Genomic DNA, 20,530 nt, shown 5'->3' on the forward strand with positions numbered 1-20,530 from the left:
CCAGATGAATCGAGAGCGGCGCTTAGCGGGCAGACACGGCGTATTCCGGCAAGTCGCCGGCTTTCAGCCCGCGCTTGATCGCGGTCTGCGTGAACAGGCGGTCGTCCAGCGCGACGTTGTACTGCAACTGGTTGAAGCGCAGCTGAGAGCGCGTACCGGCGATGAAGTCCTCGGTTTCGCTGAGGGTAATGCTGTCGATCTGGTCGATGGTTTCAGTCTTCAGGGTGCGCATCTGCTTGAACATCACACCTTTTACATCGAAGAAGTCCTGGCGCAGCACCAGTGAGTTCTTCTTGTCAACCCAGACCTTGAGCTTGTTGTAGCCGGTCTTGGCCAGCACGGCAGGCGTCGCCGGCTCACGCTCGATCACGTAGCAATCGCGGCCCTGCAACTGCTCTTCGCCAACCAGCGTTTGGCGATAGTCTTCGGCGCGAATCTTGTCGAGGTCGGCATAGGAGTAGTCGCTCCCCATGAACGCCCCGCGCTTGTCGGTGGTGGAAATCCTTCGGGTCTGTCGGCTGACCGGCAAATACATCCATTGGCTGTCTTCGAGGCCCAGGGCCTCGCGCGGGTTTTCGATGTGGAAGGCGACGTCACGCACATCACTCGGCGCGGAGAAATACATGGTGAATTTGTCGCTGTCCGGGTAATCCTTTTGCAGGTAGCTGAACTCGCGAATGCGGCTGTTACCTTGCTTGTCGATCAGGATCAGGGACACCTGGGACATGAAGCTCTTGCCGTCGTCGCGGTCCCGGGCCTGGCGAATGATGTCGTCGGCCGTGCGTGTTTCAGCTGCCATGGCGGCAGCGGTGCTCAGCAGCAGTGCGCTTACAGTCAGGGTCTTGAAGATGGGCAACATGGCGATTTCCTTTTCATTGTTTGAGTGGTTCGCACACCGCACCGGTGTGGTCAGAACAGATAACCGGCGGACAAGCGCACCTGGTCGCGGTTGTCGTACGCACCGAACTGGCGGTCGGGCTTGCCGAAGAACACATCGACTTCGAGCCCCAACTTGAGCCAGTCCACCGGTTTGTAGGTGAAGATCCCCTGAACGAAACTGTCGTCCTGCGCTGGCGGCGACATGCCGAAAACCAGACGGGTCTTGAGGCGATCCTGGAACTGCGAGCCTTCGGCAGACACGGTGAACAGGTCGTCGCGTTTGTCCTGGACCATGCCGGGCTGCCAGTCGAGCAGCCGCTGATGTTGCCACTGCGTCGAGATCAGCCAGTCCCGCAAGAGGTAATCGACGCCCAGCAGCGACTTGGTCATCGCCGTCTGGTCGCTGCCGTAAGCGCGGTAAGGATTGGTGACCCGCCAATTGTCGAAGTAGGCGACTTCACTGCGCACCACGATGCTGTGGCCGGCATCGATGGCCACACCGGCGCCGCCCATGGAATAGCGCGGGAATTGCCGTTCGAGGCGAATCAGGCCCTCTTCGGTCTGGCCTTCGACGGCGTAAACCGGGTCCTGTTGGCGGGCGTTGAGGGCAACGAAGCTGACATCCACCGTGCCGACCCGGCCGTTGGCACTGGCGCCGTAACCGAAGCCACTGTGACCGTCATACCCGGGCCGCGAATCGACCACAAACATCTGCGGATCGGGTGTGGCAAAGATCGGTGCATCGAACTCGCTGCCGACGGCCGGCGCCTGGTTTTTCACGAAATCAGTGATCACCAGCGCTTCCAGCTCCCACTCGGCGACCGGCTGCACCAGGCGAATCATCGGCACGGCGATGCGGCTGTCTTCCAACAGACCGATCACACCCTCGCGATAATCCAGCGGGTTGATCTGATCGAGTACCCGTAATTCATCTGCTCGCCCCCACACCACCTGCTGCCAGCCCACCGTCAGCTCGCCGTCACCGACGTAGAGCCCCCAGTAAAGGTGCCGCCAATCGGCAGTGGCCCGATAATCGTCCCGGGCTTGCGCGCTGTATGGGTTGTTGCCGTCATAACGAGAGTCGTAACGTGCTCGACCCTTGGCCTTGTAGTAGCCGCTGTCCCAGGCATCCTCCAGGCTGAACTTGAGGTACACGGCCTTTTGCGTGACCTGGTCGTCACCGTGCAGACGCACGGCCGTGGCAACGCCGATCTCCGCTTCATGATGCTCCGGCCACCACTCGGCGATCGCCGCTGGCGAGCCGAGGCTGACCAGCGCGGCCAAAAGGCCGCGGTTCAATCCCAGTCGAGCCATGGCTACATTCCCAACCCGGCACCGCCGTCGATCATCAGGCTTTGCGCCGTGACACCACTCGCCTGCGGGCTCGCCAGATAACGAACCATGGCCGCCACTTCGTCGCCCTGAATGAAGCGCCGCAGCGGCAACTTCTTCTTGGCATTGCGCAGGATTTGCTCGTGGGTGATCCCGGCGATGCGCGCTTGAGCCGCCAATTCGCCTTGCAGCATCGGTGTGTCGATCCAGGCGGGCAGGATGGCATTGACGGTGATTCGCCGTGGCGCCAGGTCCAGCGCCAAGGCTTTGGTCATGCCGATGATGCCGTGCTTGGAGGCGCAGTAAGCGGTGTTGCGGACCTTGCCCGCTCGGCCGAGGATCGACGACATGTTGACGATCCGCCCACCCTCCGCCATCAGTGGCAGGCACAACGAGGTGACGTAAAAGGTGCCGTTGAGGTTGATCGAAATGACCTTGTGCCAGTTGTCGAGGTCTTCGGGTTCGTTCTCGTCGCAGACCCCGGCGCTGTTGACCAGCACATCGACAAAGCCGACCCGGTTGGCCAGGCCCTTGAACAGAAGTTGCAGGCTGGCGAGATCGGCGATGTTCGCTTGATGGGTTTCGATGCGAGCGGCAAATTCGCCCTCGGTGACCCACCTCCGCAACGTTGCCAGATCCCGATCGAGCAAGATCAAAAGGTGCTCGGCCTGGGCTGCAAAGTTTTCCGCGACGGCGCGGCCAATACCATTGGCCGCGCCAGTAATCACAATCGTGCGTGCCTGGCTCATAGCATTTTCAATCCGCCGTTGACGGACAAGACTTCGCCCGTGACGTACAGGCCGCGCTCGGCCAGATAAAGCACCGCGTCGGCAATTTCTTCAGGCCGGGCGAACCGTTTGATCAACAGCCGCGACTGGATTTCCTGCTCATGGGCGCCGACCAGGGCTTGGCTCATGTCGGTGCTGACGATGCCGGGCGCCACCGCGTTGACCCGGATGTTGCGCGGCGCCAACTCCACCGCCAGTGCGCGTGTCAATGCTTCTACACCGCCTTTGGCGGCGGCGTAGTTGCTCTGGCCCTTGCCGGGCTTTTGCGCGGTCACCGAACTGAGGTTGACGATGCAGCCGCTGCGTTGACGCATCATGCAGGGCAGCACCTGCTGACAGCACAACAGCGTGCCGACCAGGTTGGTCTGGATGACCTCGGTGATGTCACTCAACGATTGCGTGGCGAGCAAACCGTCACGGGTAACACCGGCGTTGTTGACCAACAAGTCGATACGCTCGAAACGTTGCTCGACCCGTTCAAAAAACGCCTGAATGCTCTGCGCATCCTTGACATCACACCGCACGGCGAGGCACTCCCGGCCGAGCCCTTCGACCTGGGCCTGCAAGGCAGCGGCTGACGCCTCGTCACGGACATAACTGAAGGCAACCTGATAACCCGCGCCGGCCAGGGCCAGCACGATGGACTTGCCAATGCCGCGACTGCCGCCGGTCACGACGGCTATTTTCTGAGTCATGACCGCTCCTTAAAGTGAGTTATGAGTTTTGAATTGCGCGAGGGTGAAGCCGTGTGTCGCGGCCAGTGCGCGGACCTGCTGCACTTGCTCACGGCTGATATCGCCGTAGGAGCCGTGCTGGCTCATGCCAGACAAGCCCATCAACACCGACTCGGCCATGCACGCATACAGCTGACCTTTTTTCAGATAGGCCCGCACGTTGGGCGCCAGGCCGTCGTCGAACGGCGTCTGGACGATGCCGCCGTGCATGTAGAGCACGTCTTCGCGTTGGCTCGGCAGGTCTTGATGGACGTTCAGCGGCACGGCGATATCGCAAATCACGCTGCGCTCGGCGAAATGTTCGGCACCGAGGAACGGCTGAGGCGCATTGGCAGCGCACAGGACAATCCGTGCGCCCTTGATGGCGTCGAGATCGTTGGTGACCGTGATGAAGGCGTTCGCGCCAAGGCGCTCATCCACCAGACGGGCGATGTGCAAACCGAGGTCGGCTTTTTGGCCATGTGAGTGCAACAAGCCACAAAAACCATCAAGGGTCAGCAGTCGCTGCGCCAACCGGTCGTGTTCGGCTGTGCCTTTGAGGATCGAACGGGCCGCGTCGGCGTAAATCTGTTGCGCGGTTTTCTCCAGGCGCCGAACCGAGCCGTCACGACCGCTGCCAATCAGAATCAGGTGATCTACGGTGGCGGACAGCACCGAGGCATAGGTCGAAGCAACGTTACCGGCGGCACCGACAACGGCAGCGGTTTGCTCGCGCAGTGCCAGACCTTGCTGTACACAGCCTTGCTCGATGGCTTCGAGGCCCATGCCGATGGTCAGGGCATTGCCGGACGTCAGCGCCATGTCGGCAATCTTCAGCGCCTGACAATTGTTGGTGACGATCGAGGTGTACATCCCGAGGCCGGCGATGTTGCAGCCATCGGCGCGGGCATCGGTGACACGCCTGCCGACTTCTTCGCGGATGCTGTCCAGGTCACCGCTGAGGATGTACTCGGCCATGGCATCCGAGTCCATGCACAGCGGGTACAACGTGAACTCTACCGCCATGCCGAGGCGCGACCGAATGATCACCGGGCCGACTGGCACAGCGCGGCGTTCAGGCTTGGTGCGATTGATGAACGTGCGTTTTTGTTCCGGGCTCAGGGCTGCCAGCGAGGGATCGACGTCACCGAGGATATCGGCATCGATCAGGTGGTTGATGAACGCTACCCGAGCGACGATTTCGACCTTGGCATCGATGTTTTCAACGGGCTCGGTCACCCGAAAATCGTCCTGACGGGCTGGCACGGTGGGCATCGAGTCCGCGCAGATACCCGCCGCCAACGGCAACGCATCGCCACGGCGCAGCATGTCGCAGACCCGTTGCAGGGCAGCGATCAGCCCGTCGATTTCGCCCAGGGTGATACAGGATGGCGGCTCCAGGCGAATCACGTTGGAGTTGCTGCCCGACGGTGCTACCCGCAACGCTTCGAATTGCAACAGGTAACCGGCGATCAAGTAACCCAAGGCATCGTTGTACTGGGCCGACGCCTGTACCAGCGAGCTGCTGACACTCAAGTCGTGCAATTCCAGACCCACCAGCAAGCCACGCCCGCGCACATCGGCGATCACATCCGGATAGGCCATCTTCAGTTCATTGAGCGAGGCTTTGAGGTAGGCGCCCTTGGTGCGTATGTCTTTGAGCATCGCGTCGTCATTGGCGAACAACCGGCGCAATGCCGACAGCGCGATATGGCAGGACGGGTCGTCCTCGGCGAAGGTCGAGCTGTGGATGTAGCTGAACTCGCCTTCGTAGTGGCTGCTGCGGATCACCGTCGCGGCGATTTTCATCAAGCCGCCGCCGAGGGCCTTGGACAGGCAGTAATAGTCGCCTTGCAGGTTGAACTGGCTGCTGGCAAGAAACGTCCCGGCGCGCCCAAAACCCGACTGTACTTCATCGACTACCAGCGGGCATTGTTGCTCGTTACACAGCTTGCGCAGCCCCAGATAGAACTCGGCCGCGAACTCGTTGATACCGCCTTCGCCCTGAATCGGCTCCATCAACACGGCGGTAATCGCACTGAACGGCAGTTGCAGTACGTTCAGGTGTTCGCCGTCCCATTGCAGGCTCAACCAGTGGTGCGTGTGCCGGGCCGGCAATTCCTGCAACTGATGGGGCTGCTGTGGGTCGATGAACTCGACGTTCAGACCAAAACGGGCAAACGGCGCGCGGTACTGACGGCCATAGGTCAGTTGCACGGTATTGACCAATTTGCCGTGGAAGCTGCCGCGCAGGGCGACGAATACCGGCTCGATGTGCAACTGCGCCAGGTTGTGTTGGCGAACGGCTTCAACCACCTGACGCAAGGTCACGCTGTTCAGGGTGGCTGGCAGGACACCTGCAGGCAGGTCGAGGTCGCCCACATCCAGCTCGCGGTAAGCGTGTTCGCTGGCGGTCAGGCTGGCCAGGGTGAAATCGATGTCGTCGAACTGCTTCTGCAGGCTCTTCTGGCGACGGAACTCCGCGTGCTTGACGGCAATTTCCACCGCCTCCGCGCCACTGTTGGAGAAAGTCGAAATATAACGTTCGGTGTTCTTCAGTTCGCGATTGAAGGCGTCACTGAGCGCTCGCCCCAATTGCCCGGCCGCACCGCGGATCGACATTTGTGCGTTGAACGGCACGTCGCTGCGCAGCAGCGCACATAGCTGATCGACAAACTGTGGGTCGTTGTGGCCGAACAGTGCCGCACCGTAACCGCCGAGAAAGTCGGTGACCGTGACCATATCGCCCTTGGGGTTGCGGTAGAACAACTGGCTACCGAGGGCGCGCTCAAATTGACACTCCAGGCCCAATGCCTGGAGCAGGCCGACGAATTTGGGCCGAACGAAATCGCGATAATCCATGACAGTCATATCCCTTGAAAGTAAAAAAGAGGCGGTAGTCAGCGGCAGTCCTGAGTGGCCTTTGCGCTGTAGAGCACTTGATAGGCGGCGCTGAATCCGTTGTCGTCGCGGTTCAGCACCAGGCAATGCGCAAGGCTCGCAGCGTGGGGCGCGCCCTGAATGAACGGCAGGTTCGCCACTGGCTGCCGCAAACCGGCAATCGGCGGTACGCTTTGGGCCTGCAATGCGCAACGCGCAAGCATCAGATCCACCAGGCTCGGTGCCGCGCTGAGAATGCCGTTGATCGCCAACCCGCTGGTGATGTGCGAGGCGCGCGCAAGGGCCAGCGTCTGGCACAACACGCGGTCTTTGTGCGCATCGCCGGTGCCGCTGCACACCAACACATCGGTTGGGCTGTCGGGCAGGCTCAAGCGACCGAGGGTGGCATGGGCCGTCATGTCGGCGAGGCACGCCTGAGGACCGGCCGGCAGGTCTTCGCGCCGGCGCAGCACCAACGCTGCCGCGCCCTCCCCGGCAATGCCGCCGGTGCCCCGAAGGTCAAACGGCAGCAGCGTGTTCGAGCCGTTGGCGCTGATGACACCCGCCTGGACCAACCCGGACAGCGCCAAGGCATCCAGCTCGCTGCCCGCACCGACAACGATTGCCGCGTCAATTCGGCCATCCTGCAAAGCGGCCGTAGCCTCACGCAAGGCTGCCAGGTTGCCGGCGACACCTTGCATATAGGCGTTGCACTCGCCCACCAGTTTCAGCGCCAGGCTGGTGACACCCAGCAAGCAGTTGCTCAAGCCTTTAAGCACCAGAAAAGGGTCCTGGGCACGGTCTTGCAGGATCCGTTTGGCGAACGCCGCCATGTCGGCGACGCCGTCCTGCCGACAGCCGAGCAACAACTCGGCATAGGATTCCAGAGACGGATGGGTGTAGCCGCCCTGACAGCAATACAAACCAAAACGGACATCCGGTTGCTCACCGGCCAGGCCGGCTTCTTCCAGCGCCTGACGTACCGCGCTGACACCCCAGATCACTGCCGGCGTGCAGTAACGCTGGAGGTTTTGCGCAAGGTCTTGTCGGCTGCGTTGGTGGTCCTGATCCTGAATTTGCCCGAACGCCACTACGCGTTCGCTGCTGAACCATCGGGCGTTCAGCGCCGTAATTGCACTGCGCCCTTCGGTTGCGGCCGCCCAGAAAGGCTCGACACCCCAACCGCTGGGCAACACGCAACCCGCACCGGCAATCGCGACCGCCTGTTTCATCGCGGCGCCTCCCGGTACTTGCCCAGCGCCAGTGAAGTGTTGAGGCCGCCGAAACCGAAGGAGTTGCTCAGGGCAACGTCGACCTTGCGCTTGACCGCTTGAAGGGCGCAGTAGTCGAGGTCGCATTGTTCGTCGGCATCCTGCAGGTTCAGGGTCGGCGTAACCCGATCATCCCGGCAGGCCAGGGCCGTGAGCATGAACTCCGGTGCTCCGGCGGCCGCAATCAGGTGGCCGAACTGGGATTTGTTGGCCGTCACCAGCAACCGCCGATAATGTTCGCGCTCGGCGAACAGGGTCTTGATCGCCAGGGTTTCGGCGGCATCGTTGAGGGGTGTCGAGGTACCGTGGGCATTGATCAGGTCGACCTGTTGCGGCGCCAGCCCGGCATCCGTCAGGGCCGCCTGCATCGCCAGCACCGCGCCCCGGCCCTGCGGGTCGGGTGCGGTGATTTTGTAGGCATCCAGGCTGCTGCCGAAACCCAGCACTTCGGCGTACGGCGTTGCCCCTCGGGCGAGCGCCCGTTCGAGGGTTTCGAGCACTACAAAACCACCACCTTCACCCGCAATCAAGCCACTGCGATGGCGGTCGAACGGCCGACATAGGTCGGTGCCCCAACGCTGTTCACTGCTGGCGGCGCCGAGCAGATACAGCGCGGTCATGGTGTCCAGGCTCAGCACCGAATCGGCGCCCCCGGCAATGGCCAGCTCGACCTCGCCGCGACGGATCATCTGGAATGCATTGCCGATGGCCTGGGACGCTCCCGCGCAGGCGCTGCTGATATTGATCACCGGGCCTTCACTGCCGATGCCATCGGCAATCACCCGCGCAAGGCGGTCGTTGCTCTGACACAGTGAACTGTCAGGATCGACCTGCGCCTGTCGCGCCATCAATTGAGCCCAGGACGGCGCCTGCGCCGGGTTATCCGCCAGGCTGAGCAGCATGTCCTGCAAACGATGAGCAGGTGCGCCGGACGCTGACAATACCGCCGCGCCACGCAACTGTTCGGGGCTCAGACCACTATCGGCAATGGCTTGGGTGGCCGCGACCCAACCAAAGCGGGTGCGTTTCTCCAGCGACAACCCCCAAGCCGGATGGTCTTTCAAGTGTGCCGGCATCAAGCCCATATCCACGGGCGCTGCGTAACGCACGGGGAACGCACCCGCCTCGACGCCTTCCGGTTGCCATGGCCGAATGCAATGCTCGCCGGCCAACATTCTTCGCCACATGGACTGCCACTCGAAACCGAAGCCGGTAACGGCGCCCATGCCCGTGATCACGATCCGTGTGGGGCTCATGGGTAACTCTCCATTGTCTCTGTGTCCGACGACGTTCTGGCCAGCAGCACCGCGCCCCAATGTCCGCCTCGGCTGTGTTCGAGCAACAGCGTGTAACGGCTGCAATCCAGTGCCCAGGTCACAGCGATTTCACTGAGCAAGGCGCTGGCGCCCAAGTCACCTAGCAACGCCTTGGAGTGTTCGAGGGTATGCCCCGATGGGGTAAACAACGCGGCAATCTGCGGATCCTGTGCATCGGCGACGACTTGCCCGACATCGCTGAGGCACAGTTTTTCGTTGCTCAAAGCGCGCTCGATGACGTCGCGACCAACCGCCAGTCCACGCTCGGGTTGCGCGCTGTAACCACGGGCAAACCCGGCAATACGCAACGCAGATCGAGCACCGCTGCCTGGGTTGGTCGTCAGCAACAGTGCCGCAGCACCTTCGCCGAAAACCCACGGGCCGGGGTTCACAGGTGGGTGAGTAGCGTCGCGCAGGTACAACGCCGGGGTGATGTTCGGACTGCTACTGACGACCACGGCAGCATCGGCACGGCCTTCGCTCAGATGGGCAGCGGCCTCCATCAAAGCATCCAGCCCCGCATTGCCCTGGGAGCAAAAACCGCCCATGGGCCCCTTGCAACGCAAGGCCTCAGCCGCGTGGGCCATGACGCTGCTATTGAGCATCATCAGCGCGTGCAGCGGCGGTGTGTGGGCAAAGAATTGCCCCAACAGATCTGCCGGTTGTGCGCCAATGGCCTGCACTGCATCCCAGCACGAGCTGGGGCCATCCACTTCCGGAATGGCAGCGGTCAATGCGATCCGCTCGTCGGGCAGTTCCAGCCCACGCAAGGTCTCGGCGAGACGGCCGGCGCAATACAGCAGGCGCGCGCCCTGAGGCTCAAGGCTACGGGACAGTCTGCGGTCGTACACACCCGCCGGCAAGGCGGGCGCTGCAACACAATGGGCCAGACGTGCCGGGTCGAAATCCAGCGGTTTCGCGGCCAGAGGTTGACTGTCACGAGGCGTACATTCAGTACCGGCGGCGTTGAGTACCGACGCCGCAGTGATATAAACAGCGGTTGAATTGGATCTGGTCATGTCATGCCCTGCCCAGCACCAACGAACTGTTCACGCCACCAAACCCGAAGGAATTGGAGAGCACGACATTGATCGGTTGCTGCAACGGTTCGCAAAGGAATTTCAACGCCGGAAATTCGGATTTTTCCGGCTGAAAGTTGAGGGTCGGCAAGGCCACGCCCAACTGAATGCTCATCAACGACAGCACCGCCTCAATGGCACCACTGCCGGCCAACGAATGCCCTACGGCAGATTTGTTGGCGGTGAACGTCATCTGCTCCAGGGTTTCGCCGAAGACCTGCGCCAGGCCCAGGGCCTCGCAACGGTCATTGGCCTGTGTCGACGTACCGTGAACATTCACATGGTCCACAGCCGCACTGGTCAGTTCGGCATCGGCCAGGGCCGCCGTCATGCAGGCAGCATACTTGCTGCCGTCGCGGCTGCTGGAGGTGATTTTCTCTGCCTCGCACAGATTCGCGTAACCCAGCACCCGGCCCAGCGGACAGGCCTGACGACGCTCGGCATGCGCGCGGGATTCCAGCACCAACAGCGCCGCCCCTTCACTCAGCACAAAACCGCAGCGGTCCGGCATGAACGGCCGGCTCTGTTCTTGTGGGGAAAAGTCCACGCGCTGGCAGAGTGCGCCCAGCCCATCAAAGCTGTAGTAGGACAATTCATGGGCCATCAACTCCACCGCGCCACACAATGCCAGGTCGATCTCGCCACGGGCGATCGCTCGATAGGCGCTGCCGATGGCCATGGTGCCGGCGGCACAGGCATCGGAATGCGTGGAGATATGGTCACGGACACCCAGCCATTCGGCGAGATGGCGGGTTTGCTGATCAACCCGCCGGGCAAACGCCCCACCGCTGAGGGTGTGGTTATCCAGGTACTGGTCGAGATCGACCCGCCCCTGATCGTCCATGTAACGGCTGGCGTCCCGCAAATCACCGCTCACGCAATGTTTGTTGGCCCCGACGAAAATACCGCTGGCGACTCGGGCAAATGCGCCGTCGGCCAACCCGGCATGGGCCAGCGCCTGACGGGCCACGTAATGCGCCAGCCATTCCTGGCGGGAGGTGGTCTGCAGGTCGCCCGGAAAGGCCGCCGCGATGACCTGCCATTGTTGCTCATCGATAAATCCGGCCGCCGGGTTCGCAAACCCCAGTTCGACAAACGCCGGGTGCTGGCCAATGCAGGAACGGTTTTCGCTGATCATCGTGAACAGCGAGGCCGCATCCAGTGTCGTGGGAGCCACCAGGCCATAGCCGGTGACCAGAACCTCTCGGGCCTGCATCAAGGCACCCTCTACGCCGAAGCCTTCAACTGGGCGGCCGCGTACTGCTCAACCAACAGACGCGAGATCGAGTCACCGTCCAGAGGGGTCAGGCGAGCACTGCAACCGCCACACACCACTTGTTGGCGCTCATTGAGTTGGGCATGAACCGCGCCACACTCAGGGCAAGTCTCGGGGAGGTAGTTGAAAACGTTATGGCATTGCTGCGCCCAGTTACGCACGGTGGTGGCCGAGAAGACATCGCCCGGCTGCATGCCCACGTGCAACTGGCCCGGCGCATAAGCGCTGAGGCTCTGCTCCAGCAAGGCCACGCCGTCCTGCGTGATTCGGCCTTTTTCGACAAACCGGGTGGCATCGCCGAACACCGCTACCGCGTGATCCAGCACGCTGGTTTTCGGCAAAGTGCAACCGTACTGACGGCCCAGCTGGAAGCTCAGGTCGACGATGTCCAGCGAGTCGGCACTGAGGTCGTCAACGATACTGCTGTGCTCTGCCACGTCGCCCCTGTCCAACACCAGCAACTGCGCAAGAATCTCCTGTGTACTGCTGATAACGCTGTCCAATTCCAACGGATTATTCATTGATTGTTTCCCTACAAAAGCCGCATTGAATGAATAAAGGCATCGGGCCAAAAAAAACTGTTTTCAGGCCAGATCTATCGAGGGCCGGGAGTCTAAAGTCTCCCCCTAAGGGGAGAGTCAACGTGCCATCATTGCTTTTTGTGAGAAATCCCGAGGCGCCCTGAACCTTTGATTTATGCAGCTCAATGGGGCTTGGAGAGGAATCGTAAGAGGACAAAATCGATGGCTTGAAACAGCACGATAGTTCCAGAAGCGGGATATCACCGTACCCGCAAGCGGCGCCCTGGATGCTTCAAACCATGAGGGACAAGGCGCCCGTCAGCAGTGCCAGCGCAGTGATCACCAGAGAGGTGAGCACGGCCCACTTGAAGGTGGCTTTCTGGAAGTCGCCGATGTCGCGATCGACCATGCCCACCAGCAGCAGGGTGGAGGCTACCAATGGGCTCATCAGGTGCACCGGCTGGCCAAGCACCGAAGCTCGGGCGACCTCTACAGGGTCGATGCCGTAGGCGGCCGCGGCATTGGCCAGGATCGGCACAACGCCGAAGTAGTACGCGTCGTTGGACAGCACGAAGGTCAGCGGCATGCTGGTCAGCGCCACCACCAGCGGGAACCAGTGGCTCCACGCATCCGGAATCCAGTCCACCAGCGTCTGGGCCAATGCATCGACCATCTTGGTACCCGAGAAAATACCGGCAAAGATGCCTGCGGCGAACACCAGCAACACCACGGTCATGGCGTTGCCCGAATGGGCGAGGATGCGTTCTTTCTGCACATTCAGCTGCGGGTAGTTGATCATCAGTGCGGCGACGAAACCGATCATGAACAGGATGGCCGCATGCATCAGCCCCAGAACCAGCGCAGTCATGACGACAATCACCAGCACCAGGTTCACATAGGCAAGGCGCGGGCGCTTGTGCGGGCTGTCGCCGAGGATTTCCTTGATGTAGCAGTTGCCCCCTCCGGACTCCAGGGCAACATTGCCGATACGCCGGCGCTCGGCACGGCCCAGCAGGTAGGCGGTGAACACGACCCATGCCGCCCCACCGATGACGGTGGGCAACATCGGAATGAAGTATTCGGTCGCATCCAGGCCGAGCGCTGCAATGGCGCGGGTGGCGGGACCACCCCACGGGCTCATGCCGCTCATGATGCTCAATGACAGCATCGATACGGTCGCCAGGATCATCGGGTTCATGCCGATGCGCTTGTACAGCGGCAGCATGGCAGCGCAGGTAATCATGTAAGTCGTGGTGCCATCACCGTCCAGCGCCACCAGCAGCGACAGCAGAGCGGTGCCGATAGCGATCTTGATCGGGTCGCCATTCACCCGCTTGAGAATCTTGCGGATCAGCGGGTCGAACAGGCCGGCGTCGATCATCAGGCCGAAGAACAGGATGGCGAACAGCAACAGCGCTGCCGAGGGCGCCACCATTTTCAAGCCATCAAGCATCATCTTGCCCAGGTCTGGCGCGAAACCGCCAACAAGGGCGAAAACAATCGGCACGATGGTCAGCGCGACGATCGGGGACAGGCGTTTACTCATGATCAGGTAGGTGAAGGTCACCACCATGATCAGGCCCAGAAGTGCGAGCATGGCTTGTCCTCTTGTTTTTATTGTGCGTGGCTGGCCGACGGGAAGACGGCCCCCTTCCCCACCTGGCATCACTTGATGTCAGGTGGGCGTTTGTGTCAATGCGGGGTGTACAGTTAGGTCAGCCGTGGCGATGAGGTTCGGCGGACCAGTCGCCCTGGGCTGCGTCTGCTTCGGCCGCCGGTGCCGCTACCGGCGCACCATTCAGGCGGCGCAGCAGGGTTTCGCGCTCACAGGCACCCTCGGACAGCAAGATCACCACGGTGGCCAGTGCGTTGCTCGCCAGGCTGAACACACGGTGTCGCATCGCATCCCGTGCATGGTTCAGTCCCCGCCCAAGCCGTGAGGGTCGGGCCGGCGCTTTTCGATCGCAAACTTCAGCAGCGCGGCACTGCGGAACAGGCCATGGGCGAACTTGCCATAGGGCAAGGTCACGAACAGTGCCATGACGGTGCCCAGGTGCACGGCCAGCAGGATCGCCATCACCTCGGTGTCACGCAGGGCCAGCAACGCCATACCGGTCGTGCTGACCAACAGCAGAAGCAGGATGAACGCACGGTCCATGGGGCGCTGAGCGGCGTCGCCATGCTCTGGCGCGCGGCGCAGGTTCAACGCCAGCAGGCCCGCTGGCCCGACGATCAGGCCGATGCCGCCGAGGGTGCCGAGGGCTACCGGCAGGCTGAGCAGCGGGTATGGCGCATGCAGGCCCAGCAGGTAGTGATAACCGGTGGCGACCACGGTGGCGGCAAAGCACAGCATGAAGCCGTAGAAGGTCAAATGATGATAGCGTCGACGCCACAGCGTGTAGCGATCGTCGGCGTTGTTGCAGCCTTGGCCATGGCCGCCATCCAGGTACTTGAGCGTCAGCACTGCGCTCGCTGCCTCCTGCAATGCACCGTTGGCCGGTTGCCGCGCTTGGGCGGGCGACACCTTGCGCCAGAAGCGCCTCAACGCCACGCCGAGGGCCAACCCGGCTGCGCTGAACACGCCACCGAACAAGAGCGCCAAGGTGTTGTGCGGGAACACAGCGTAGAAGTCTCCGGCCAGCCGCCCAGGCAGCAAAGTGCCGTTAACCTGCAAGGCCAGCAGCAAGAACAGCGACAGCGCCAGCGCCAACGCCACGGCGACGAAGGTGCCATTGCGCCGGTAGAGCTGACCGAAACGGGCCGGCCAAGCGTACTCAGCGTAGGTCTGCCCGCGCACCTTGGCCATGGCCTGCGGCACGTTCACCGCGAACGCATGCGGTGCGGCGTACTGACAAGCGTGCAAGCAGGCGCCACAGTTGTGGCAGAGGTTGGCCAGGTAGTGGATGTCGGCCTTGCCGAAGTCGAGTCGACGGGTCATCGCCGGGAACACGGCACAGAACCCCTCGCAATAACGGCAGGCGTTGCAGATGCGCATCTGCCGGTCCACCTCCTGCTCGTCCAGGTTCAGCAGCGGGATCAGTTCGGCCTGTGGCGGGGCGGGGTCGAACACGCGGGGGTCAGGCATTTGCACAGTCATGCTGGGCCTCCAGGGGGGAAACACAATGGCCGGCGGCAGCAGCCGCCTGGGTGCCGGCGATGCGGCCAAACGCGGTACCGATGGACATGCCGACACCGGCGGTGTAGCCCTTGCCCAGCACGTTGCCGGCCATCATCTCGCCGGCGACGAACAGGTTGGGGCTGGGCCGTCCAGCGAAATGCACGGCGGCCGTGGCATCGGTGCGCAGGCCGAGGTAAGTGAACGTCACCCCCGGACGCAGCGGGTAACCGAAGAACGGCGGCTTATCGATCGGCAAGGCCCAATGGCTCTTGACCGGTTGCACGCCGTCGGTGCGGCAATCGTCCAGCCGGGTGTGGTCGAACGTGCCGGGGCGGCATGCCTGGTTGTAGGCGCGCAGGGTCTCGAGAAACGCAGGCACCGGCAGCTCAAGGGCTACGGCCAAGGCCTCGAGACTGTCGGCGCGGGTGCCAGGGAACACCGGCGGCATGAAACGGCCCAGGGCCTTCTGGTCGATGATCGAGAACCCCACCTGACCAGGCTGCTGGGCCACCAGGCGCCCCCAGATGGCATAGCGCTTGGGCCAGAAATCCTCGCCTTCGTCGTAGAAACGCTGGCCGTCGCGGTTCACCACCACGCCAAGCGACACGCAGTCGATGCGCGTGCAGATACCGCCGTCGTACAGCGGTGCGCGGGCATCGATGGCGACCATGTGGGCCTGGGTCGGGTCGCCGATGGTGTCGGCACCCAGGTCGATCATGCGCCGCAGCAGCGCGCCATCGTTGAAGCGCGTGCCCCGCACCAGGAAGTTGTCCGCCGGCCACTCGCCGCGATCATTCTGCCCCCAGGCCTCGCGCAGCCATTGTCGATTAGACTCGAAGCCGCCGGCCGCCAGCACGCAACTGCGCGCCTCGATGCGCTCGGCGGGCAGGCGCCGCCCGTTGACGTCGCGGGCCGCCAGGTGGGCAGCGATGAAACGTCCATCGCGCAACTCCAGATCGCACACCGGGCTGTCGTAGCGCACCTGCACACCTAGCCGCTCGGCGCTGCGGTAATAAGCATTGACCAGGGCTTTGCCCCCGCCCATGAAGAAAGCGTTGGTCCGCGCAGTGTGCAGCGCACCCGACAACGAGGGCTGGAAGTGCACGCCGTGGCGGCGCATCCAGCCGCGGCAGTCGGACGAGGCACGAATCACCAGACGCGCCAGGGCCTCGTTGGTCTGGCCATCAGTAACCTTCAGCAGATCCTGCCAGAACTCTTCTTCGGGGTAAGCCTCCACCAGCACGTCCTGCGGGGCATCGTGCATGCACCGAAGGTTACGGGTGTGTTGGGAGTTGCCGCCTCGCCAGGCGCGGGGCGCGGCTTCCACCAGCATCACGCTGGCGCCGGCCTCGCGCGCCATCAGCGCGGCGCAGAGGGCAGCATTGCCGCCGCCAATGACAAGTACATCGATCATGTCGCCTCCAGGGAGCGAGAAGCCAGGGTTGGGCAGCTCCTCGCGGACCCCGGACTCTAGGGGTTCGCATACCTTGGGCGAAACACGATTGCAGGGGGGAGGTCTTCAGTTTTTCTAAAGGGGCGGTCGTTCGCAGGCGCTCACAGCAAACGCGCCCCTGGCCAGCGATCCTGCTGCACCAATTCGCGGGACACTTCATGCAGCACGATTCGCGTGGCAAGTGCAGCAGGCGAGAGTTCATCATCGACCAGGCTCACCACCAAGTTGCGACGCTGAGCTTGCGGATCGTCGATCGAAAACACCCGCAAGCCTGCCTGCATGGCCCGCGCCACAGTGGCGCCGGGTTGAATCGTCGCGGCGTGACCTGCGCTGACGCAATCCATGAGAAGCGACAGGCCATCAACCTCCATGACGATATTCGCGTCCAATCCGACGCGCTCAAGGATGACGCGTAACGTGGCGCGAAGACCGTGCTGGGCACTGGGCATGACCAAGGGCAGCGAGGCGATCTGCTGCAACGTCAGCGACGTCCCCCAGTCAGCCTTGACCAAGGCTACCGGAACCAATGCGAACAGCCGCTCCTCCAGCAGCGGCCGCGCATCCAGCCGAATGCCAGCCTCCAGCTGAAACAACACCGCCAAATCCAGGTGCCGAGTATTGAGCTGGTTCACCAGGTAACCCGACAGCATTTCCACCAAATGAAGACGGATATCAGGGTAGCGCTCGCGCATCCTGGCGATCAGCGCCAGCCCCAACACCGAAGCCGTGGTGGGTGCCATACCGACGCTGGCGTACCCGCTCATACGCCCACTGCGTGCAGCCAACATGGCGTAATCGGCCTGGCGCAGCGTCAGGCGCGCATGGTATTCGAATGCCAAGCCTGCCGCAGTGGGCGTGACGCCAACGCTAGAGCGTGTCAGCAGGCGGGTACTCAACTCACTTTCGAGCTTCGTGAGTTGCTGGCTCAACGCAGATACCCCAACGCCCGTTTCGAGCGCGGCTCTGCCGAGGCTGCCACACTCCAGCACACTCAGAAAGTAACGAAGCTGGCGTAACTCCATCAAAGGCATCTCCTATTCAGCAATGTCGGCGGCTCATATACATTCAGTCATCCGCGTCTGATGGGAATGGTGTTGATGCAGGTATTTGCCACGCTGGCTTCTTGTCATCCTGACTGTCGAAAATACGCCGCGCCTTGCGGAAGTCCTCAACGTTCTCGACAACCCAAGTCCAGACAGGTGACATGCGGATCAACAGCCCCATACCCAGTGGCGTGAGCTCATACTCGACACGTGGCGGAATCTCTCCGAACTCCCGCCGAAGCACCAGGCCATCCCGCTCCATGGAGCGCAGCGTCTTGGTTAAAATTCGCTGAGTCACCCCAGTCATCTGCCTTTTTATTTCGGCATGGCGCATCGTGCCGTACACCCCAGAGCATGCAGAATACCTAACGACCAGCGACTGCCTGCGTGAGCGAGCACTTCTCGCCTGACGCCATCATCGTCTTCTCTAAGCGTTCGGCAAATTGTCTCTGCCTGGCTTAGCGCCTCCTGATCAGTCATTGCTTTCTCAAGTATCACAGGTGTGCCTTCTTACGAACGTTGCCTAATCGTGCAAGCATTTGTTCATCTTACAGGCAGCAGGTCTCAGGCGAAATCATGACCGAAGTGAGCCAGTTCCCCCCCAATCCATTCTCGTGCTAGGCGCCGGTGAGCTTGGGCTGCCGGTTCTACGCAATCTTGCGCGTTTAGCAAAACGCACGCCCGGTTCCACAATCAGCGTCCTGCTCAGAGATTCGACCATTAATACTCAAGTGCCCGAGAAAAAGGTCAAAATCGATGAGCTTCGGCGCTGCGGCATCCAGATGGTGGCCGCTGACCTCGTGACTGACTCAATCGATCAGCTGGCTGAAGTATTCGCACGTTTCGATACCGTAATAGGCTGTGCAGGCATGGTCGCAGGCCGGGAAACCCCGGAGCCGCTTATCTGCAAAGCCTGGGGGCGACAACCACCATCGATCGCGCCGAACTTTCAGGCCCCGGGCGTCCGTTGGCAAAAGAAAAATGGGCGGGAGTGATCGACTCGGTCGGCAGCCATACGCTGGCCAATGCGTGCGCAAGCACAATGTCTGAAGGCTTAGTAGCTGCATGTGGATTGGCCCAGGGAATGGATTTCCCGGCAACCGTTGCACCTTTCATCCTTCGAGGGGTAAGCCTGCTCGGCATCAACAGCGTCACTCAGCCCTTCGAGCGACGCGTCGAGGCTTGGCAAAGGCTCTGCGATCAGTTGAACCTCGACACACCATCGCTGATGGCCCGAGACGTTGGCCTGGAGGGCGCGCTTGCAGCCGCCTCCGAGATGATTGACGGGAAGATCAGTGGCCGGGTGATTGTGGACGTGTGGGATGCTTGAACCACGCCCACTACCCTCAGGCTCATCTGCAGGAACCAAGAACGCTCTTTCCGTGACGGCGTTAGGGTTTGATCGTGCAGCGGTCCAGCGTTTGATTGGGTGCCATTGGCCCAACTCAAACCAGCGACCGCCAGCCTCTTGCGCCAAAGCTAGCAAGAACGTTACCGGCGTGGGCGGAGATCCGCTCTTTTTGCTGCTCCAGATGCGGATAGTTATTCAATTAAAGGAAGCACTGGAAACCGCTAACGTTTCACCCCACCTTATTGTCTAGCCCGATGTTGGCCACCGTTTCATCTGCCACCACGACAGCGCGATCACTCATGAAATCAATCTAAAAGCCCTAAACACCACAATTCAATTTTTCGACCCTCGCGCCTTCAAGTCCAACCTGGCATGACCGAGTTTAAAGGCTGATAATACGGAGCTTGGTCTCTAACTTGAGGGCGCCGGACTTACCCCCTACTCCGCCGCAACAACGAATGCGGCGCCTCTCCAAAAGCCTTCCGAAACGCATGGCTGAAATGCGAGAAATCGGAGAACCCGAATTCCAGCGCGGCCTGGGAAACACTTCTTACCTGGCCGCGTTCGATCGCTGCGCGGCTGGCGTTGAGCCGTTCCTTCCAGATTTCGGCGACCGGGGATTTCTGATGCCGGGCAAACGCCCGGGTCACCGTGCGCTTCGATACGTGATGGGCCACGGCAATCGATTCGATCGACAGCTCCGGCTCGGCCAAGTGCCGCTGAATGTAGTTCATGATCCGCCCGTAAAGATCAAGTTCTTGGTGGGTAGTCTTCAGGTCCTGCAGCTCCAGGCTGAGCACCAGGAGGTCGATGATGGTGCTGGAGTAGCGCCGGGCGATGCCTTCGTTTTGCAGCAACGCAGCGGAACTTACTGCTTGGCCGATCATCTGCCGCAGCGGGATCAACCCGGGGCGGGATTCGTCCAGCACCAGCGCGGTGAGGTCGGTGATACGCGGCAGACGGTGCGCGAGCAGCGGTCGCGGGACGCGGATCAGGTGGTTTTCGGTACCACCCAGGCTGAAGCGGAACGGTTGGGTTGCGTCGTAAAGAAACACACTGCCGGTCGTCAGGCTGGCCTTGCGGGTGTGTTGTTCGATTTCGCCATAACCGTCGAGGGTGTAACCCAGCCAGATATCTTCGGCGGGGTCGCCGCGCAGGTGATGCTCGGAACGCATCCAGTGATGCAGTGGCGAAGACAGGGTGGTGATGTCCAAGGGGCCAATTCCGTTGACCTGTAGCGCACCCTCGAAATTGCTCTGCAACGAGGATTTGCTGTCTGCCGACAGGCAATGTCGGCAGACCACTTCCCGCCAGTAGTCGAAGCGACGGGCCGGCGAAACGGTAAGGGTGGAATAGTGATTGGTCTCAGCCATGATGGCGCTCACCTTGATGCAACTAATTGAGTAAACGAAACACTGTTACCGAGGTTCCGACAGGCAATATCCACGCCAGCGTGAAGCATTGGCGCGGACCTTGGCCAACACGGCCTGCGGCTTGAGTTCAGCGGCGG

The 20,530-nt window shown here is 61.7% G+C and carries 15 protein-coding genes and 4 pseudogenes; 2 read left to right on the forward strand and 17 right to left on the reverse strand.

What is annotated here, in order from left to right:
* Window positions 1-22: 22 nt before the first annotated feature.
* The 16 genes and pseudogenes from SB765_RS15015 to SB765_RS15090 all read right to left on the reverse strand — a co-directional run bounded on the left by SB765_RS15015 (window position 23) and on the right by SB765_RS15090 (window position 18,149).
* The gene (locus SB765_RS15015; protein ID WP_410931519.1) at window positions 23-859 is read right to left on the reverse strand and encodes an outer membrane lipoprotein-sorting protein; all 837 of its coding nucleotides are present in this window, start codon (window positions 857-859) and stop codon (window positions 23-25) included.
* Window positions 860-909: 50 nt separating this feature from the next.
* The gene (locus SB765_RS15020; protein ID WP_341795797.1) at window positions 910-2,193 is read right to left on the reverse strand and encodes a hypothetical protein; all 1,284 of its coding nucleotides are present in this window, start codon (window positions 2,191-2,193) and stop codon (window positions 910-912) included.
* Between the two features lie 2 nt (window positions 2,194-2,195).
* A complete protein-coding gene (locus SB765_RS15025; protein WP_341795798.1) occupies window positions 2,196-2,960 on the reverse strand; it encodes an SDR family NAD(P)-dependent oxidoreductase in 765 nt (254 codons plus the stop codon).
* Window positions 2,957-3,694, reverse strand: coding sequence for an SDR family NAD(P)-dependent oxidoreductase (locus SB765_RS15030; protein WP_410931520.1), 738 nt, complete (start codon window positions 3,692-3,694; stop codon window positions 2,957-2,959). The genes SB765_RS15025 and SB765_RS15030 overlap by 4 nt, the downstream gene beginning before the upstream one ends.
* Before the next feature lie 9 nt (window positions 3,695-3,703).
* On the reverse strand, window positions 3,704-6,574 hold the full coding sequence (locus tag SB765_RS15035) for an aminotransferase class III-fold pyridoxal phosphate-dependent enzyme (protein WP_410931521.1): 2,871 nt from the start codon (window positions 6,572-6,574) through the stop codon (window positions 3,704-3,706).
* Window positions 6,575-6,612: 38 nt separating this feature from the next.
* Window positions 6,613-7,824, reverse strand: coding sequence for a beta-ketoacyl synthase N-terminal-like domain-containing protein (locus SB765_RS15040; RefSeq protein ID WP_341795801.1), 1,212 nt, complete (start codon window positions 7,822-7,824; stop codon window positions 6,613-6,615).
* On the reverse strand, window positions 7,821-9,119 hold the full coding sequence (locus tag SB765_RS15045) for a beta-ketoacyl-[acyl-carrier-protein] synthase family protein (RefSeq protein WP_341795802.1): 1,299 nt from the start codon (window positions 9,117-9,119) through the stop codon (window positions 7,821-7,823). The genes SB765_RS15040 and SB765_RS15045 overlap by 4 nt, the downstream gene beginning before the upstream one ends.
* On the reverse strand, window positions 9,116-10,030 hold the full coding sequence (locus SB765_RS15050; protein WP_341798893.1) for a beta-ketoacyl synthase: 915 nt from the start codon (window positions 10,028-10,030) through the stop codon (window positions 9,116-9,118). The genes SB765_RS15045 and SB765_RS15050 overlap by 4 nt, the downstream gene beginning before the upstream one ends.
* A gap of 169 nt (window positions 10,031-10,199) precedes the next feature.
* The gene (locus SB765_RS15055; RefSeq protein WP_341795803.1) at window positions 10,200-11,474 is read right to left on the reverse strand and encodes a beta-ketoacyl-[acyl-carrier-protein] synthase family protein; all 1,275 of its coding nucleotides are present in this window, start codon (window positions 11,472-11,474) and stop codon (window positions 10,200-10,202) included.
* A gap of 11 nt (window positions 11,475-11,485) precedes the next feature.
* Entirely contained in the window at window positions 11,486-12,055 is a 570-nt protein-coding gene (locus SB765_RS15060) for an acyl carrier protein (RefSeq protein WP_341795804.1), read from the reverse strand.
* Between the two features lie 292 nt (window positions 12,056-12,347).
* Window positions 12,348-13,652, reverse strand: coding sequence for a CitMHS family transporter (locus SB765_RS15065; protein ID WP_341795805.1), 1,305 nt, complete (start codon window positions 13,650-13,652; stop codon window positions 12,348-12,350).
* 118 nt (window positions 13,653-13,770) lie between these two features.
* Window positions 13,771-13,938 (reverse strand): annotated as a pseudogene (locus SB765_RS15070) (dicarboxylate/amino acid:cation symporter); the annotation flags it as partial.
* 35 nt (window positions 13,939-13,973) lie between these two features.
* Window positions 13,974-15,152 carry a tricarballylate utilization 4Fe-4S protein TcuB gene (gene tcuB / locus SB765_RS15075; protein WP_410931522.1) on the reverse strand — a complete coding sequence of 393 codons (1,179 nt, stop codon included), beginning with the start codon at window positions 15,150-15,152 and terminating at the stop codon, window positions 13,974-13,976.
* Complete coding sequence (gene tcuA, locus SB765_RS15080) at window positions 15,133-16,587, reverse strand: FAD-dependent tricarballylate dehydrogenase TcuA (RefSeq protein WP_341795806.1); 1,455 nt, start codon at window positions 16,585-16,587, stop codon at window positions 15,133-15,135. The genes tcuB and tcuA overlap by 20 nt, the downstream gene beginning before the upstream one ends.
* A 140-nt stretch (window positions 16,588-16,727) precedes the next feature.
* A complete protein-coding gene (locus tag SB765_RS15085; protein ID WP_019751229.1) occupies window positions 16,728-17,648 on the reverse strand; it encodes a LysR substrate-binding domain-containing protein in 921 nt (306 codons plus the stop codon).
* A gap of 43 nt (window positions 17,649-17,691) precedes the next feature.
* Window positions 17,692-18,149 (reverse strand): annotated as a pseudogene (locus SB765_RS15090) (winged helix-turn-helix transcriptional regulator).
* A 96-nt stretch (window positions 18,150-18,245) separates the two neighbouring features.
* Between SB765_RS15090 and SB765_RS15095 the strand changes: the two are divergent.
* Window positions 18,246-18,583: pseudogene (locus SB765_RS15095) on the forward strand (aromatic alcohol reductase); the annotation flags it as partial.
* Window positions 18,571-18,999: pseudogene (locus SB765_RS15100) on the forward strand (oxidoreductase); the annotation flags it as partial. The pseudogenes SB765_RS15095 and SB765_RS15100, both read left to right, overlap by 13 nt.
* Before the next feature lie 452 nt (window positions 19,000-19,451).
* Here SB765_RS15100 and SB765_RS15105 read toward each other — a convergent pair.
* Entirely contained in the window at window positions 19,452-20,393 is a 942-nt protein-coding gene (locus tag SB765_RS15105) for an AraC family transcriptional regulator (RefSeq protein ID WP_341795809.1), read from the reverse strand.
* Window positions 20,394-20,530: the final 137 nt, after the last annotated feature.

Origin of the sequence: Pseudomonas sp. SIMBA_067, assembly GCF_046534675.1 — a bacterium.
Lineage (GTDB): Bacteria > Pseudomonadota > Gammaproteobacteria > Pseudomonadales > Pseudomonadaceae > Aquipseudomonas > Aquipseudomonas putida.